Consider the following 17281-nt stretch of genomic DNA (forward strand, 5'->3'; position numbering starts at 1 on the left):
ATTACTCAAATCAGTTCATTTTGAAGCCAATCTACTCAGAGACTTTGGGAAAGGATTTGAGAAAATCAAAGATTGATAAACAAACTCTAATTAGTCCTTTCCTAGGAAGTCTTCTTAACAACGACTACTCCACAACAACCCTTCTCTTTGTAGAGTCTTTCTCTCCTTTTATCTCAATCAAATAAACCCCTTTTTCAAAGTCAGACACATCAACAGTTGTCGGCTGCTCGAGTGTATTACTTTGAATAAGCTTTCCACTTACATCATATATACTATAGACAGCAGCACCATAAACAGCTGGAACTTCCAAATAAAGCAGTTCAGAAGTTGGGTTAGGCCATATCAACAAATTTTCCACTTGCTCACCCAATGGCAATGGGGCAGCATTGATAGTAAGAGAAAAAGTAGCTGATGTTCCCGAGCCATCATTGGCAAGAGCTGTGAGCACGACCTCCCCTTCGGCTTGAGCTGATACAAACCCGATATAATCTACAGTCGCAATTTCAGGATCAGAAGAAGACCAGGATACCGTTTCATCGGCAGCATTATCTGGTGCGGTCGTCACAGTCACATACTGCGCTTCTCCAACTATCATTGTAGAAACTCCATTGATCGACACACTTTCCAGCAAAACTGGATTGACCGTAATTACAAAAGTGGACGTAGCTCCTGAAGCATCATTGGCGGTGGCTACTATATCTACTGTACCTACAGCAATGGCCGTTACCAACCCGTTTTGGTCTACCGTGGCAATGGATGTATTCGCAGAAGACCACACCACTGATTGATCTGCTGCATCACCTGGAGTAACGGTAGCAGACAAAACCTGAGTTTCCTCTACCTGCATTTCAGCGTCTCCGGTTATCGCCACACTTTCTACCAAAACGGGCCCTACGTTCACCGTAAATGAAGCTGAAACCTCTGAGCCATCATTTGCAGTAGCTATGATTTCCACAGTTCCTTCTGCAATAGCCGTAACCATTCCCGACTCATCTACCGTAGCAATATCGGCATCGGAAGAGGCCCAGGACACTGTTGGGTCAGTTGCCTCGTCAGGCGCCGCAGTAGCTATCAAAACCTGCGTATCTCCCGGATTCATCTCTGGTTCTCCGCTAATGCTCAGACTTTCCACCAACACAGGTGTCACTGATATGGTAAACGATGCCGAAACTTCTGAACCATCACTGGCTGTAGCCGTGATATCGGCAGTCCCAAGAGCTACAGCCGAGACTGTACCTTCCGCATCTACTGTGACCACATCTGTGTCACTAGAAGACCATGTTAATGTAGAGATGGTATGATTTTCTGGACCAATTTCAGCAGTTAATGATTGCTGAGATCCAATAGCCATTTCAGCATCACCTGTGAGCACAATGCTTTCAATTAGAACAGGATTGATATAGGGTTCCAACGCGCTCATCTGAGGCTTATCCTCCCCACCAGAGCCAGGCTCTAGTAAGAAAATGTAATTGGACCACCACGGGCCAGCAGCCCACCAGGTCCATCCCATCCACACATCATTATTGGCATACATGTAATCAAGCATCCCTTCCAGTGCCTCGTAGCAATTGCTGTTATCAGCAACACCAAACTCACCTAAAAAGGCTCTTTTACCATTTTCCTTAGCCCAATTAGTGAAATCGATAAGCTTCTCCGATGCTTCAGCAGCAGTGATACATTCTGGAGACGTACCTGAGTAATCGGAATCAAGATACTGATGGATCTCGTAGGCATAATTATCTAATGAATCCACTATGCCTAGCATCACCTCCGCATTAGGTGTGCCATACCAGTCATGTGTCCAGGAATGACCTCCCGTCCAGGCGTTACCCGGAACTAGTAACAGGTTATGAGCTCCTGTTCTACGAATGGCCTGTATCGCCACATTGGCATCCTCTAACCACAGTTCCGTAGACATGTCATAGGGCTCATTCATTATACCAAATATCACATAAGAATTGTCTTTGTAATGCGACGCCAGTCGGGACCAAAAATCTCCAAATGCCGAAACAGGAACCGCATCAGTTCCGATGATCTCACCGTACCATCTGGCATAATTGTGTGGATCTAAAACTACATATGCCTCTTTTGAGGTGGCGTATTCCACAAAATCATCCATGTACGAAAGCTCGTCAGCATCCAACTCTCCATTAAGAGTTCTCTGCATACGCTCCCACTTGAAAGGCACACGAAAGGTATTCATCCCTTTCGAGGTAAAATAATCAACCTCCTCATGTGTTGGGTATACATAATCTCGGTTAACAGTACCAGGAAGGGAGCCATCACCAAACTCAGCACCTGCAAGGTTAACACCTGCATATTCTACTTGTGCAAAAACAGGAGAAAAGAAACAAATGACAACAATAAAAACTATAATCCTCATAGTTTTAAAGATATCTAAATTTCATAAAAATAAAAGGTCAGGCCTCATCAACTTCAACCACCTCCACGACTTTAAGCCCCCACCATCAGCAACCAAATTACCCGTTGTTGTCCATTTCCATCCTGCTGAATTCCCCTTTTATAGATTGTGATCACCTTACAGTTCACCTTTCCAAAATCGAATCCTGTTGTGCAAATAACGTGTGTTTGCAGTTGAATTGTTACCCATTTCCATACGACATTTGATCTCACAATCAAGCACATACTACCATGAAAACCAGACAAGTAATAAAAGAATTGAGACTTAAGAAAGGGATGGCTCAAGAGGATCTGGCAAGTAAAACGGAGATTCATACACCTCCATTTCCCATCAAACAATTGCCTATCCAGATTGAATGTATTAATTTGAAAATCAGTCTAATAAAATCACTTGATTAACTATGCTTGACTACTCAACGGCTCACTGGATCACTTTTTTCACCGCGGCGATTCTGCTCAATCTTTCTCCGGGACCAGACATGGTGTTTATCATTTCACAAACGTCCAAAAAAGGAACTCGATCAGGCTTCACAGCTGTATTAGGCATTTGGCTAGGCACTTTTGTGCATGTGATTTTTGCCGCTTTAGGACTTTCGGCTATTCTAATGACCTCCGCTACCGCATTTAGCATGGTCAAGTGGGTTGGTGCAGCCTATTTGGTATGGTTGGGTATACAATCCCTCAGTTCAAAAGGAACAAGGCTACAAAGCAATGACCAAGCTCCTACGCTCAATCTAACCAAGACCTTTAGACAAGGCATTTTCGTATCCTTACTCAACCCGAAAGTAGCCGTATTTTTCCTGGCCTTTTTGCCTCAGTTCGTAGAACCACAAGCAGGGGTTGTAGGCACTCAGCTGTTTCTTCACGGTTCCTTAATTATAGTCGTGGCGGGCTTTATTGAAATTCCGATCGTACTGATGAGCAGTCAGCTAACTAATTACCTTAGAAATCACCCAAAAGTATCACAATGGATGGACCGTGGATTAGGAGCATTGTTCATCGCTCTTGGAGTTAAATTAGCTGCGTGTAATAGATAAAAAATCTCATCAATGAAAGAACTCATTCCCTATAACTCGGTAGAAGAAGCATTAACAGATCTCGATAATGGAGGTCGGTTTTATAACATCCTCACCAAAGCCAATGATGATCATATCTCAACCGCAGAGTTGGCGAAAGCTGCCGGAGTATTCTCGGATAAGCAGAACATGATCTTATTTCTGGAGATGGCTCTCATGCAGCTGGAAACGAAGCATCAAAACAAGGTGATTTCTTACCTATCTGAGGAATTAAAAGAACTGTATTCCAAACATTTACCTGTACGTTTCACGCCAGCTGAAGCCAATCAGCATGGACAATCTTCACAACCGGCCATTATCACAGGAATTCCTAAACTGATCGATTCCAAAACTCAGTTTACAGGCTTCATTATGGTGCCCATCATCACCAACAATGTCACCACTTTCGCCATGATTCCAATTATGGATCAGTATGATGTCTACGAGTTAAGAGATCAGGAGACAGACACAGACTTTTTCATTGCTCATAAGAGAGGAAGTGAAAAACTTGCTGAAAACACCACTCATTGCGCGGGCATTATTAAAGAACTGAAAGCAAAACAGAAAGAAGACTCTGAAGCCAGTACTTTCTTAGAAATCGTCTATTATGCGGAAGCTAAATCTTCTTAAAGTGTCCGTTTGTAGATTTCAAACACTAATGAAAAGAAAGTATTTCTAAAATGACAGGTCCCCAATAAACAAATCACAAACCACCAAATGGAATATTCACCTCTAGAATAGTTTCTTTATTGGGAACACATTGAATTTTCATGGTGCCTCCAATGTTTGCAACTCGATTACTGATCCCATTGATACCAAAATTGCTATTTTCTAATTTTTCCGGCTCTATTCCTACTCCATTATCCTTTACAGTCAATCTAATGATCTCATTAATCTGCTCAAGTTTAATATAAGATTTGGATGCTTGCGAGTGCTTTACAATATTGCTAATCCCTTCCTGAGCGATTAAATAAAGACCGATTTCAGTATCAATAGGAATTTGCTGATAATCACTCAAGTAACTTTCAAAAGATATTTGAAAATCTGTATCTGCATACTTTTTCACTAGTTTATGAATGGCGTTTGACAAACCATAACTAGCAATATCCGGCGGCACCAAATCATGAGCTATGGACCGAGCTTGCTCCACACTTTCCTTTAGCAATTCCTTTGCATTCATTAATATTTTGTGGTTCCTATCTGCCATGATCTCAGAATCCAGGGAATTGAGATTCATAAGCGTAGCAATAAGGGATTGCTGCAGGCTATCATGAATGACCTGGGCAATTCTCTGTCTTTCCATTACTTGAGTAATGTAGGTATTGACTTGTAAATCACGCTTTATCTCCATGATCTCTGTTACATCCTGAGCAGTACCAAATAACCGAACGACCTTACCATTGGCATCCTTTTCCGCAAAACCATACTCTTCTATCACTTTACTTTCACCTGCAGGAGTGATAATTCGATACTTAACATTAAATGGCTCCCCTGTTTCTTGTGTATGTAAGCTTGCTCTTTTGGCGTATTCCCGATCCTGTGGGATAATCAAACTAAGAAATGAACCGTGCGTTTCTTTGAACTGCTTGTCATCTACTCCAAAAACCTGATACAATGTATCAGACCAAAGCAATTCATTCTTTCGAAAATCAAAATTCCAATTTCCCATTTTCGAATACGTCTGAGCCTCTTTTAAAAGCTTCTCACTTTCTTTCAATCGAATCTCTGCCTCCTTAGCTTCAGATACATCTTGAATAAATGTATCCCAAGCCGTTGACCCATCTTCCATTTTCATTGGCTTTCCAGCCCCTCTTGCCCAAATGACCTTATTTTTCACAGGATGATGATAACGCCACTCATCCATCCAGTAATTCATGGTTTCTCTAGATTTCTCTATGGATTTTTGAACTCTCTCGACATCCGCTTTATCTATTCTGCTCCAAATAATACTAAGATCTGCTGTTACCTCTTCTGCGGTAAAACCCCAAACATCCACATATCCTTCGTTGATCAACTGTACTCCATCCGTATTGTCCGGTCTTAAAATGTATCTGAATACTACTCCGGGTACGTTATCAGTGATTGCCTTATACAAAACTTCATTTTTCTTCCGTTCGGTTATCTCGATATGAGTGCCCGACATAATGAGCGGCTTGCCGTCATGTGTCCATTCCACCACTTTACCACGGTCATGAATCCATACATCCTGACCGTTTTTGTGGCGCATCCGAAGTTCCACATTGTAGTACTCCTCTTCTCTACTGAAGCATTTTTGTAAGGCCTCTTCCGAAATAATGCGATCATCAGGATGAACCAGTTCATACCAAGTATTGATTGACACCGGAGATAGTTCACATCTTTTGTAACCAACTATTTCAAACCACCAATCATTGAAAGTAACTTCTCCAGATTGAACATTCCAGATCCACGTCCCTATGCGACTAGCATCCAACACATCTTCGAGACTCTGGTGTTCATTAGCCTTAGCAAACAATTTGGCCTCATAAATCCTTTTTTGAATCAGTTGCTCACATTGCACTCCAATCAATCTCAGCGATTTTTGAACCTTTGAAGAGATCTGCCTTGCTTGACTGTCGATAAATACCAGATTTCCCACATGAAGATCCTCCCATACCAATGGAAATGAAAAGAACGAACCAATCGATTCCCCATCTATTTGCAGAGATATGGAATCAAAATTTTTGACATCTTCTACAAAAACCTCTTCGGCAATCAGTTCTAATTCTGATTGCTCAAAACAATGTTTCACAATGCCGCGCTTAGCCTTTACATGATGTAATTCTTCATCACGCAATGAAATAAATGAAATAGAAGTGTCAAATAGAATATTGGCCAGGTCTAATATAGAATCAAATTCTTCCTCTTCTATAGTATTTATAACACCTAGCGACTTGAGGGTATTATATGTTTTTGGCGATTGGATCATGCGACCTTGTTTCCTTTAATTTACGACAGAATAGCAATAATGATTGTCGTATTACTCAGAATATTAAATGAGGAATATCATATATCTAACTTTAGAACTCTTTCTTAATCAGCAAATTAAAGGTTTATCCATTCATTGAATTCCTCTACCATCTATTGAAATCAACCTCGGATTTCAATCGTTCTATTGTAATTTCCTTCCTACAAATCAACAACCTAATTTATACCTATGTACAAGAAATTTCTACCAATCCTGCTCATCACTGGACTAGCATGTAAGCAAGAACCCAAAACCATCATTGATCCATGGGTTCCGTATGACCAGTCGAGCGAAATAGCTGCCAATGCTGATCATGAATCTACTCGTATGCAGTACAAACTGATTCAAAGCCGTGTCAGTGATAAAAATGATTTATGGAGTCAAATTGGACCACAAATCACCTATTTCGGATCGGAAGACTATGAAGCATTAAAACCATTGATTCTTGATCAAGACATACCTACGCTTCAATCACACGTCAAATCAGGTAAACTCACTTATGAAAAACTAACACAGTGGTATCTCTACCGAATAGTGAAATTTGAAAATGATTCAGCTAGTTACTTAAACAACCTATTGGCCATCAACCCTAATGCTGTAGCTGAAGCCAAAAAATGTGATGCGAATAAGTCGGACGATGACCATCCACTTTATGGAATGCCGGTTTTACTCAAAGACAACATCAACTTTGCCGGACTTCCAACTACAGCCGGCACGTACTTGCTAAGAGGGAATGATGCCGCTGACGCATTCATCGTTGATCGCATACAAGACAAAGGAGGGATTATCTTAGGCAAAACATCATTGAGCGAATGGGCCAACTTCCTATGCCTGGGGTGCCCTAACGGATACAATGCAGTAGGTGGACAAACGCTAAATCCTTATGGAAGAAAAATCTTTGACACAGGCGGTTCAAGTTCAGGAAGTGGATCAGCTATTGCAGCAAATTATGCCGTCGCAGCTATAGGAACCGAAACTTCCGGATCTATTCTTTCACCTTCAAGTCAGAGCTCCCTCGCCGGATTAAAGCCTACCACTGGACGTCTTAGCAGAAGTGGAATCGTACCTTTATCCAGCACCTTGGATACGCCTGGTCCAATGACGAAAAGTGTAATTGATAACGCTATTTTTATGTCTGCTTTGACAGGTGAAGATACTACAGATCCAGCAACAGTTGATAATCCTGACACTCCCACATATTGGGAAGACGTACAATCAGGAACACTAGAAGGAAAAAGATTCGGAGTGAACAAACAGTATTTGGAAGATTCTATTTATGCTTTAACTGTTAAGAAAATTGAAGATCACGGAGGAATTATGGTAGAGTTTGATCCAGCAGAAATGGATTGGACAGGATTTGGTGAGTTGCTCAATGCCGATATGAGAGTCGATCTGCCAGCTTACCTCAACCAATATGCTCCAGATTCTATAACAGCGAGAACCATCGAAGAAATTGTTGCTTACAATTACGAAGATTCAACTTTGAGAATCCCATACGGACAGGGTCGATTTGAAAGAATTCTAGAAACCAATCTCAGCGAAGCAGGTGTAGATTCTTTAAGAACTAACCTTCGTGCTGCTGGACAAGGATTCTTTGAAGCAGCGTTTGAACCAAATGATTTAGATTTCGTGCTCTCCATCAATAACTGGAATGCAGGTCATGCAGCTGCAGCAAACTACCCTTGCCTTACTATTCCTATGGGATATAAAGAGAGCGGTGAACCAATCGGATTGACATTTATAAGTAGACCTTTTGAAGAGGATCAGCTTCTTAAAGTGGCCTATGCTTTTGAACAAGCTACACAAGCTCGAAAAATGCCTGAGGCATATCAATAATTAGAAATAGCATGTAGTAAAAAGGAGCAACTGATTATTCAGCTGCTCCTTTTGATTTTAAGTAAGTGGACACTTCATCACTCCCTTCCCTCTGAGCGATAGCCAATGGTGTATCACCATTATCCATTTTCGGTGATAACTCAGCTCCCTTTTCAATCAAAAGCTCTACGATTGGTAAATTGTTGCGATGTGCCGCAGAATGGAGAGCGGTAACGCCTTGCATTTGAACTGCATTGACATCTACTCCTTTTTCTATCAATAACTCACAAAGTTCTTTATTCTGTTTGGCTACTGCAGAATGGAGCGCATTCACTTTAGAAGGGTTTTTAGCTGAAAGATTCGGATCTGCATCATATTCTAACAGCAGTTTAGCAATATCCATCTCATCAAAGAATGCTGCAAGTGACAAAGGAGCAAATCCATCTTCTGAATATTCGCCGACTAAATCCGGCTCAGCAGCCAATTGTTTTTCCACAATACTGTACTGCCCAGCAACAATGGCTTCATGAAAAGTAAATTTTTCCTTTGCTTTAACAGCCTCTTCAAAAGCTTCAGAGCTTCCGCTGTAGGCAAGCAAAATAAAACCGGTACTGTTATTTTCATCCGTCATCTCGAGAATCTCAGGATGTTCTTTCAGTAATACTAAAATAGCCTCTGTGTCCTGTTCCTTAATTTTATTTTTGAGAGTATCAATCATATGGGTTTGCTGATTAATGTGAGTTGCTAAAAATAGGATTATCCATTTCATCTTTTTAGTTAAATGAAACGGCATATCAGTTCATTAACTCCCTAAAGATCACCTTGTTTGCATTGAAATGGAAATATTTACATAGCAACCAACTATGAAGAAAGTAAGAAAAACATGATTCTATCCAGCCTGCTACATTAATCATGAGCAATTGCAACCTACCTTTGCCTAACGAATGAATCAAAATCGACCTTCACACTTTCTACAATTCGGACTAGCAATTGCCATCATGTCCACCTCTGGTACTTTAGGCAGATATATCGAGCTTCCACCTCCGGCCATTATATGGATACGATGTGTGATAGGCAGCATTGCTTTATTTCTGGTGATGAAAGCTCTGAAATTGGATTTGACGATTGGAACACGTAAAGGCTTTTGGTTCATCGTTTTAGGAGGAATTTTGCTTGGAGGTCATTGGGTAACCTATTTCTATGCATTGCAACTATCAACTGTTGCAATAGGTATGCTCTCGCTGTTCACGTATCCTGTGATCACGTCTATTCTGGAGCCGATCATTCTCAAAACGAAATTTCAACCATTCAGCATTGTGCTGGCCATCATTTCTTTGGTAGGCGTTTCCTTTCTTGTCCCAGAGTTATCTCTCGACAACAGCTATACGGTAGGAATCTTGATCGGTATCCTTTCTGCTGTTTGCTACTCCTTCCGAAATATTCTACTGAAAAAACAAATTGCCAATCAATCAGGAATGTCCTTGATGTTCTACCAACTGTTGGTTATTTCATTACTGGGTTGGCCAATGCTTTGGGCTGTGGATGTAAGTGTAGAATCCATATCGATGAACTGGAAAGGTCTACTGATTCTTGGCTTGTTGACGACTGCTACAGGTCACACCTTATTCACGTTCAGCTTCAAACATTTTACGGCAAGTACTGTCAGTATTTTAAGCGCTTTAACTCCACTTCTTGGGACACTCTATGGCTATCTATTTCTTTCTGAGGTTCCTGCAGGTAATACTTTTATTGGTGGCGCTTTGATTTTCACCACAGTTATTGCAGAAAGTATTCGATCGATGAGAAAATAAAAAAGGCTGCTTTTTCTCAAAAGCAGCCTTTTACTAATAATTCACAATAAATTATTCTTTCAAGAATTTCGTCTCAAACTTTCCTCTTTCTGTAGTTACCTCAATTAGGTACAGACCGGACTTGAGATCAGAAACATCTAGTTTATTTTCAGTAGGGGTACCAGACTTCATCAGCTGACCTCCTAAATCAAAGATTCTTACTTTGCTGATTTCCTTGAACTCGCCCAACTCTATTCCTAAAGTATTAACTGCTGGAGAAGGATATACCATAAACATTCCATCAGCTGCATTGTCGCTCAATCTTTCACTTGCAGGAGCATCAGCCATCGATCCCATTCCTCTGCTCCCAGAAGAAATCACAACTGTGTAATCCTCTACTTCGCCGTATGAGAAGCTACCACAGCTTTGAGCAGTGGAGTTCCAACGCATAACTACTCTCATTCTGGTAGAACCAAGACTAGCAGATGCTGGTACAGTGAAGTTCCCTGAGTAAGTGCTTCCGTTAGATGAAGTCCCAGTAACTACTGTTTCACCAGAATCAGTAAAGTCACCATCCTGGTTGTAATCAATGTAAACTTTCCAGTTTTCACTATATGAAGAACCGCTAAAACCAGCACTGAAATAAACCGTATTGCTAGAACCTGGTGCCAATGTTGTCGATTGAGAAGTGAAATCACCATATCCACCATTGCCCGCAGAACTGTTATTGATAGCTCCAAGCTGAACCAAATCAATCCACTCATAGCTAGAATTATTTCCAGAAGAAGTACAGTAAGTGATCACGATTGCGTCTGTTGTAACAGAAAGCGCACTACTTGCTGCAGATACATTTCCAGCAGCATCTTCAGCAGTTACAGTGAAGCTATAAGTTGTTTCAGGACTTAATCCTGTCACTGACAAGTTTGTTGCAGTAGGCGAAGCAATCAAAGAACCATTCTGATACACATTGTATCCAGTTACTCCAACATTGTCTGATGATGCAGACCATGATAAAGTAACACTGCTTGTAGACACGTTAGATGATGACAAACCAGTTGGCGTTGTTGGAGCTTGAGTATCTCCACCAGAGCTTCCTTCTAAACAGAAGCTTGTACTTTCCGAATTTCCAAATGCGCCACCAGAAACAATCACATTGTTATTATCGTCAGTTAATGAGTAGGATCCGCTTCCGTATGAGCAGCAAATACCATCTCCATATGAATCATTGATAGTAAAGGAATAGCTACCTGCACCAAAATCAAAATTCTCGGTGATGGTTTGACCATTAGTACTGTATCCACTGCCGGAAGCAACAGTTGAGCCATCTTTAGTTAAAGTCCAGCTAGTTTCAGAAGGATAGTTATCCAAGGTCAACGACAATGTTACAGGACCTTCGTTACAGTTACTACCTGTAGTAGTTATCGAGAAGCCAGCAGAATAAGCACCTTTTGTTCCATCAGAACAAACCGATCTCACTTGTACAGAATAAGTTGTTCCTGCAGTCAACCCTGTGATAGAGATACTAGTACTTGAAGTGTTGGTAACAGTTCCATCCACATTCACATCGTAGCTAGCAGCTCCAGACACACTACCCCAGCTTAGCGTGAAGCTGTTGTCTTGAATGTTTGAAGAAGACAAGCTACTTGGTGCAGCCAACGAGCATCCTCCAGATGAAGATCCAAGGTTTTCTCTAGATCCACCAGGTTCGAATAATGCATCCATTCTAGCTTTTTGACCTGCACTAAACATAAACATACAAGCATCATCTACATAATCCATGTAGTTCATAAACATGTCACTGGTAAATCCTCCATTGCTTGAACAAGATTTGGAAGGATAAGAAGGACAACCATAGTTTGCTGCACCAGCCGTTGGTGTATCTGATACAAAATCGTCTACAGTACATCCACCGTCTCCCCAAATGTGTCTAAGGTTCAAATAGTGACCTACTTCGTGAGTGGCAGTTCGACCTTTGTTGAATGGTGAGCTTAGATAAAAGTTTTGTCCAGCTGCTTGCTTATCGATGCTTCCGAAGTAATTCGGGGAAATTACAACTCCATCGGTAGAAGCTGGTCCACCGGGGAACTGAGCATACCCCAGGATACCACCACCGATATTACATACCCAGATATTCAAATATTCATCAGGGTTAACAACATCCACGCCTCCTTGAGAAGAACTTTTCATCGCATCATTCGTACCCCAGGAAGCTCTGCTACTTTGCTTTCTGGTGATTTGAGCCAGGGAGAATTCAATCTGAATATCAGAAGCCAGTGGTGCAAATTCAGAAGGAATTAGCCCTACATCTGAGTTTAACAATCTAAAATCCTCAGTCATTACATCAATCTGAGACTGAATTTGTGCATCTGATATGTTTTGTTGAGAAGTATTATAGATGACATGAACAATCACTGGAATAGTCAAGATGCCAGTTCTAGCACTTGACTGACCTCCATTGGCCATAAATCGCTGAGTTTGTTCCTCGATTCGTGATCTTAATTCTCTGACTTTAGGATTGTTATTTTGGCGCTCATAGACCTCATCGGCAGCACAGGCCCTTCGATCTTGCGCAACGGTTGTAAATGCCATATACAGCATGGCAGCCATTAGTAGAAATGGTTTTTTCATAGTGAATTAGGTTAAAATAAAAGTTACGTATTAACACATCTCCTCTAAATGTAAAAGAGAGGTGCTAATTGAGTTTTTCTTACTTATTGATTTCAGTTGAGTAGACTGAAATTCGCTCTACAAGACATCTTTAGGTTAAGAGATATCAAAAAGCAATAGACAATTTGTAAAAAGGAGAGAACTTTTCAAAATGGACTAAATGACTCGCAACAGTAGAAAAATTTACCATAATCCATAATTAGTCATCCTAAAAAAATTAAATACCGAGGTTTTCATTTTTACAACACCAAACTTAATTATTTGAGAATTTTGAAGAATATTATCTTTTCTTAAGAAATTTATCAAAAATATACTTTGGAGAATAAAAAAAGAGGCTCGTAAAACGAACCTCTTTATCAACCAACCTTCTACCTTTTAACCTATTATTTTAATCTAATCTGACTACTTCCAATAAAGGTGTCTCCAGAAAAAATATTGATGTGATAAATTCCTCTTACCAGCCTATTTTCAGGCTTATAGGTAAGCACTACGTGTTTCTTTTGCTGAATATTAGAGGAAGGAATACTGGATTGTATACTCGCAGTGGCTGTTGCATCACTAAATTCAAAATCATCGACAAACGTGTAGTTTATGGTTTTGGAATTATTACTTGAAGTCAATTGACCATCTGGTGAGGTAATTGTAAACATAAGGCTCTCACTCATTCCATTTGGCACATCGAACCCCAACTTTATTTCTTTTGTTCTTTTGGCATTGACAGTCAGTTTCTCGCGTTTTTTATGTGCTTCAGTACTGAAGTTCTCAGAGATTATTTGTGACATCACATAGTTTTTTGTCACCAAATCTTCATTACTCACCTCCATCATTGCAATAGCATCTTTTAAGGTACTATTTTCTTTTTGCAGAGATGCCATCTGATCCGACTGCCTCATCAATTCTTCTTTCAGTTGATCTCTGATTGTCTTTAGTTCTGCCAATTGCTTCTTGTATTCATTGCTTGCCATGTCCTGATTTCGACCTGCTGCCTGCAATTGTTTCTCCTTGGTTTTAAGTGAAGTCTCCAGTTCAGCAAGTTTTTTATCCAATGAGCTACTTTTTCCTTTGTAGCCGCCTATCTCTTCCTTTAGTTGCGCGATCTCTTTCGCTAGAACCAACTTCTCAGAGAGCATTTTTTCACTCTTTACCTTTTCACCCATCAACTCCTCTTGATTGTAGGAATTCAAACGAAAATAATAAACAGCAACGCCAGCTGTGAGAACGAATGAGAGGGTTAAAATCATTGCAATAACACTCTCCTTAGATTTAGATATCATGGTATATTTTCCTTTATATCTGCTCTAACGCTCTCAGGATTAAGAAAAAATAAGTAAGAAATTAAGAAGTGATTAAAAATGCTTATAAGGAAGGAAAATCTTCACGGATGTCCCAATACCAATACTGGATCGGATAAAATACTGTCCGTCATGAATATCTATGATCTTCTTTACCAAATTCAATCCTATTCCACTTCCACTAAACCCTTGAGTATTGGTTCCTCTAAAAAACGGCTCACTAATATGAGCCAGATCATTATCATCTATACCTATGCCTTCATCCGCAATCGTCAGCACCAGTTCACTTTGCTCTAGACTCAAAGTAACTCGAACCTCATTATCTGAATATTTACATGCGTTTTCAAGCACATTCACCACCACGCTTCTCAGCAACTGCTCGCTTCCCTGAATCATTAGGAATCTCTCATCATCTATGTCAGGAGACAGGTCTACCACTATCTGATTAGAGAACTGTTTGGATAAATCAGAGGTTGCCTGCCATATTAAGGAATCAAGCCTTACAGGAACAAAAGTTTCTTTAAATGCATCAATTCTTGCTAATAACAAGAGTCTTTCCGCCAGTACGGCAAGTTCACGAACATCTTCTTTGATGGAAGAAAGTGAATGAATATATTCCTCACTTTCTCTTTCTTTAAGTAAGATAACATCTACCTGTGAAAGTATACTAGTCATGGGAGTACGTAGTTCATGAGACGCGTTGGCAATAAAACTTTTTTGGCTATCAAAAGCTGCCTGCAAGCGCCCCAACATTTTATTAAATGTACCTCTCAATCTGGCTATTTCATCTTTTCCCTTCCCCTCATCAAGTCGTTGGCTCAAATTATCAACTCCAATCTGACCAACTTCTTCAATCACTTGAGCAAATGGCTTAAGTGCTTTCCCCGCATAAATACGAGCAGCAATGGCAATTAAAAAAACCGCCAACACAAAAACCAAAGCAAGAACATTACTGAGATAATCTAACTTCCGGTAACCGAAGGTATCCTGACCTGAAGAAATGACCACAAATCGATCAAATTGATCTGTGTACAATATTCCCAAGACCTCTATTTCACCTTGTTTCCACTGCACATCACCATTAATTCTGATATCATTAAACCGATCGATATCCACAATGATCGAATCCTCTGAATCAGTGGTAAAAATTTCTTCATTATTGAAATCATATATGGTAAGTCGTTCGCCTGGTAATTTGAACGTATTTGCAGATTCGATCTTTTTTAAAAGCAGAGCATCAACCTCTTCAACTTCGATTAAAAGTTTGGCAGCAGTAATCGCTTTCGTATGAAGTCTTTGGTAAAACTCTTCTTTTCTAAAATCAGCAAATGACCAATATATCGTCAGTGCTCCAGCAATCCATAGAACAGTAAAAACAAGTATGAATCGAACCGTGAGAGTTTGTTTGATATTCATCATTCCTGATCATCCAAGAAATAACCCATACCCACACGAGTATGAATCAACTTTGGCTCAAAATCCTTATCAATTTTCTTCCGCAGGATGTTGACATAAACATCCACAACATTCGTTCCCGGATCAAAATCGAGATCCCAAACTTGCTCGGTGATATCCAACCTGGACAATACTCGACCTTTATTTTTCATAAGGTATTCAAGTAACGAATACTCTTTAGCAGTTAGATTAATTTTCACTCCACCTCTAACAACTGTTTTCTTAGCCTGATCAAGCTCTAGGTTAGCAATTTTTAATGATGGTGAATAACTAATCTGTTGAGTCTTTGAGTGTGCTCTGATTCGGGCAAGCAATTCCCGAAAATCAAATGGTTTGACGATATAATCATCAGCACCTGAATCAAACCCTTCTACTTTATCATCTGTAGCGCTTAGAGCAGTCAACATGATAATTTTGACATTAGGCTTAAGCTGACGCATTTCTCGACACAACTGAAACCCATTCTTCCCAGGCAAAATTCCGTCGAGTAAAACCAGATCGAAAGGCTGCTGTGAAAACAACCGCAGAGCTACATCTCCATCATAGGTAATAACTACTTCATAGCCTTGTTCCTCTAAGCCTTTCTTTAGATGCTTGGCCACTTTGACCTCATCTTCTACCACCAGGATTTGAATCATGATGATGCTGAGAACGGAAAAGAACCAAAATAGTTGATTGAGAATTTAATTACTCAATCTCTATTCGCCGACCTTCTCTGGCAGATTGATAAACGGCTTCAACTACTCGAATATCCTTGAGTCCTTCTTCCCCAGGAACGATTACCGCAGATTTATTCAAAATTGCCAAAGAATCATCATCCATCTGTCTGGCCTGCTCGTTTTCAATTGGAGTATTGAGCTTCTTACCATCACTTGTGGATCCCATTATGCCGTTGTAAGCCTGAAATGGAAACAAACCATACCAACCTTCAGCACAATTCACTTTTAGTTCATTGAGGTTAGCACCAAAGCTAGTCTTACAGTTAGCGATAGCACCACTGGGAAACTCCAGCTTGAACGTAGTGGTCTCATCTACTTCAGAGTAAATCTCTGGACGAGTGGTGCTTATGGAAGCTGTCACGGCAATAGGTTCTTCACCTGTCACATATCGAGCGGCATTCAAAGAGTAAACACCCATATCATACATAGCTCCTCCACCCATTGCTTTTTGAAGTTTCCAATGATTGGTACTGCCATTGTAGAATCCTGCTTCAGCTGTCAGGTTCTGAATGTTTCCATAAGGCTTGGTTTTAGACCATTTGATGAGCGTTTGGGTATTCGGCTCATGTTGCATCCGATATCCAATAGACAAGTAGCGCTTATTCTTTTTACAAGCATCGATGATCGATTGGCATTCTGCAACCGTTCGGGCCATTGGCTTTTCACACCAAACGTGTTTCCCTGCATTTGCTGCTTTGATAGCATATTCTGCATGCATTGAATTTGGCAACACCACATAGATCACATCAATTGCATCATTGTTCGCGAACTCATCCATCGTATCGTAGCTATAGATGTTCTGATCTTTGATGCCGTATTTTTCTTGCCACACAGGAATTTTTGAAGGACTTCCTGTTACTATGCCTCGCAGTTCGCAATGCCTGGTCAATTGCAAAGCTGGAGCTAATAAGTCAGTACTGTAATAGCCCAATCCAACCAAAGCAACACCCAGCTTTCTTTTTTGAGGAATTAAAATATTGGCAAAGGAACTTACAGGTAGAGCCGTTACAGCAGATGCAGCAACTACTTTAGAAAGAAAATCACGTCGTTTAAGCTTATCCATAACCTCAGGTTTCCCTCA

At 40.4% G+C, this 17281-nt stretch carries 13 protein-coding genes; 5 read left to right on the plus strand and 8 right to left on the minus strand.

The genetic code is table 11. The features are described 5' to 3' along the window. Window positions 1-124: 124 nt before the first annotated feature. Window positions 125-2383 (minus strand): cellulase family glycosylhydrolase, encoded by a 2259-nt coding sequence (locus tag NXS00_RS18910; protein ID WP_258100827.1) that lies wholly within the window; start codon window positions 2381-2383, stop codon window positions 125-127. A 269-nt stretch (window positions 2384-2652) separates the two neighbouring features. Between NXS00_RS18910 and NXS00_RS18915 the strand changes: the two genes are divergently transcribed. From NXS00_RS18915 to NXS00_RS18925, 3 genes are read left to right on the plus strand one after another with little or no spacing between them, the layout of a single operon-like run. Next, window positions 2653-2820: a hypothetical protein gene (locus NXS00_RS18915; RefSeq protein ID WP_258100828.1), complete on the plus strand. Its 168-nt coding sequence runs from the start codon at window positions 2653-2655 to the stop codon at window positions 2818-2820. Between the two features lie 2 nt (window positions 2821-2822). Next, the gene (locus NXS00_RS18920; protein ID WP_258100829.1) at window positions 2823-3458 is read left to right on the plus strand and encodes a LysE family translocator; all 636 of its coding nucleotides are present in this window, start codon (window positions 2823-2825) and stop codon (window positions 3456-3458) included. Between the two features lie 12 nt (window positions 3459-3470). Then, the gene (locus NXS00_RS18925) at window positions 3471-4106 is read left to right on the plus strand and encodes a hypothetical protein (protein WP_258100830.1); all 636 of its coding nucleotides are present in this window, start codon (window positions 3471-3473) and stop codon (window positions 4104-4106) included. Window positions 4107-4179: 73 nt separating this feature from the next. On the opposite strand, the gene NXS00_RS18930 is transcribed toward NXS00_RS18925, so the two are convergent. After that, window positions 4180-6423, minus strand: coding sequence for a PAS domain-containing protein (locus NXS00_RS18930; protein WP_258100831.1), 2244 nt, complete (start codon window positions 6421-6423; stop codon window positions 4180-4182). 228 nt (window positions 6424-6651) lie between these two features. Between NXS00_RS18930 and NXS00_RS18935 the strand changes: the two genes are divergently transcribed. Further along, a complete protein-coding gene (locus NXS00_RS18935) occupies window positions 6652-8298 on the plus strand; it encodes an amidase family protein (RefSeq protein WP_258100832.1) in 1647 nt (548 codons plus the stop codon). Between the two features lie 34 nt (window positions 8299-8332). Here the strand turns inward: NXS00_RS18935 and NXS00_RS18940 are convergent, their stop codons facing one another. Next, window positions 8333-9046, minus strand: coding sequence for an ankyrin repeat domain-containing protein (locus NXS00_RS18940; RefSeq protein ID WP_258100833.1), 714 nt, complete (start codon window positions 9044-9046; stop codon window positions 8333-8335). A gap of 175 nt (window positions 9047-9221) precedes the next feature. Here NXS00_RS18940 and NXS00_RS18945 point away from each other — a divergent pair, with 175 nt between their 5' ends. After that, window positions 9222-10088, plus strand: a complete 867-nt coding sequence (locus NXS00_RS18945) for a DMT family transporter (protein ID WP_258100834.1) — start codon at window positions 9222-9224, stop codon at window positions 10086-10088. Window positions 10089-10139: 51 nt separating this feature from the next. Here NXS00_RS18945 and NXS00_RS18950 read toward each other — a convergent pair whose 3' ends face one another. The 5 genes from NXS00_RS18950 to NXS00_RS18970 form a co-directional block, all read right to left on the minus strand. Further along, window positions 10140-12695, minus strand: coding sequence for a GEVED domain-containing protein (locus tag NXS00_RS18950; RefSeq protein ID WP_258100835.1), 2556 nt, complete (start codon window positions 12693-12695; stop codon window positions 10140-10142). A 422-nt stretch (window positions 12696-13117) separates the two neighbouring features. Further along, window positions 13118-14008 (minus strand): DUF8428 domain-containing protein, encoded by an 891-nt coding sequence (locus NXS00_RS18955; RefSeq protein ID WP_258100836.1) that lies wholly within the window; start codon window positions 14006-14008, stop codon window positions 13118-13120. A 72-nt stretch (window positions 14009-14080) separates the two neighbouring features. Beyond that, window positions 14081-15445 carry a sensor histidine kinase gene (locus NXS00_RS18960; protein WP_258100837.1) on the minus strand — a complete coding sequence of 455 codons (1365 nt, stop codon included), beginning with the start codon at window positions 15443-15445 and terminating at the stop codon, window positions 14081-14083. Then, window positions 15442-16119 carry a response regulator transcription factor gene (locus NXS00_RS18965; protein ID WP_308709474.1) on the minus strand — a complete coding sequence of 226 codons (678 nt, stop codon included), beginning with the start codon at window positions 16117-16119 and terminating at the stop codon, window positions 15442-15444. Before NXS00_RS18965 ends, NXS00_RS18960 begins: the two co-directional genes overlap by 4 nt. A 49-nt stretch (window positions 16120-16168) precedes the next feature. Further along, window positions 16169-17263, minus strand: a complete 1095-nt coding sequence (locus tag NXS00_RS18970) for a Gfo/Idh/MocA family protein (RefSeq protein WP_258100838.1) — start codon at window positions 17261-17263, stop codon at window positions 16169-16171. Window positions 17264-17281: the final 18 nt, after the last annotated feature.

This window comes from Marinoscillum pacificum (genome assembly GCF_024714495.1).
GTDB classification, from domain to species: domain Bacteria; phylum Bacteroidota; class Bacteroidia; order Cytophagales; family Cyclobacteriaceae; genus Marinoscillum; species Marinoscillum pacificum.

Coding starts and splice junctions, on each gene's coding strand:
- NXS00_RS18910 (WP_258100827.1), bottom strand. CDS start 2,383: ATGAGGATTATAGTTTTTATTGTTGTCATTTGTTTCTTTTCTCCTGTT.
- NXS00_RS18915 (WP_258100828.1), top strand. CDS start 2,653: ATGAAAACCAGACAAGTAATAAAAGAATTGAGACTTAAGAAAGGGATG.
- NXS00_RS18920 (WP_258100829.1), top strand. CDS start 2,823: ATGCTTGACTACTCAACGGCTCACTGGATCACTTTTTTCACCGCGGCG.
- NXS00_RS18925 (WP_258100830.1), top strand. CDS start 3,471: ATGAAAGAACTCATTCCCTATAACTCGGTAGAAGAAGCATTAACAGAT.
- NXS00_RS18930 (WP_258100831.1), bottom strand. CDS start 6,423: ATGATCCAATCGCCAAAAACATATAATACCCTCAAGTCGCTAGGTGTT.
- NXS00_RS18935 (WP_258100832.1), top strand. CDS start 6,652: ATGTACAAGAAATTTCTACCAATCCTGCTCATCACTGGACTAGCATGT.
- NXS00_RS18940 (WP_258100833.1), bottom strand. CDS start 9,046: ATGAAATGGATAATCCTATTTTTAGCAACTCACATTAATCAGCAAACC.
- NXS00_RS18945 (WP_258100834.1), top strand. CDS start 9,222: ATGAATCAAAATCGACCTTCACACTTTCTACAATTCGGACTAGCAATT.
- NXS00_RS18950 (WP_258100835.1), bottom strand. CDS start 12,695: ATGAAAAAACCATTTCTACTAATGGCTGCCATGCTGTATATGGCATTT.
- NXS00_RS18955 (WP_258100836.1), bottom strand. CDS start 14,008: ATGATATCTAAATCTAAGGAGAGTGTTATTGCAATGATTTTAACCCTC.
- NXS00_RS18960 (WP_258100837.1), bottom strand. CDS start 15,445: ATGATGAATATCAAACAAACTCTCACGGTTCGATTCATACTTGTTTTT.
- NXS00_RS18965 (WP_308709474.1), bottom strand. CDS start 16,119: ATGATTCAAATCCTGGTGGTAGAAGATGAGGTCAAAGTGGCCAAGCAT.
- NXS00_RS18970 (WP_258100838.1), bottom strand. CDS start 17,263: ATGGATAAGCTTAAACGACGTGATTTTCTTTCTAAAGTAGTTGCTGCA.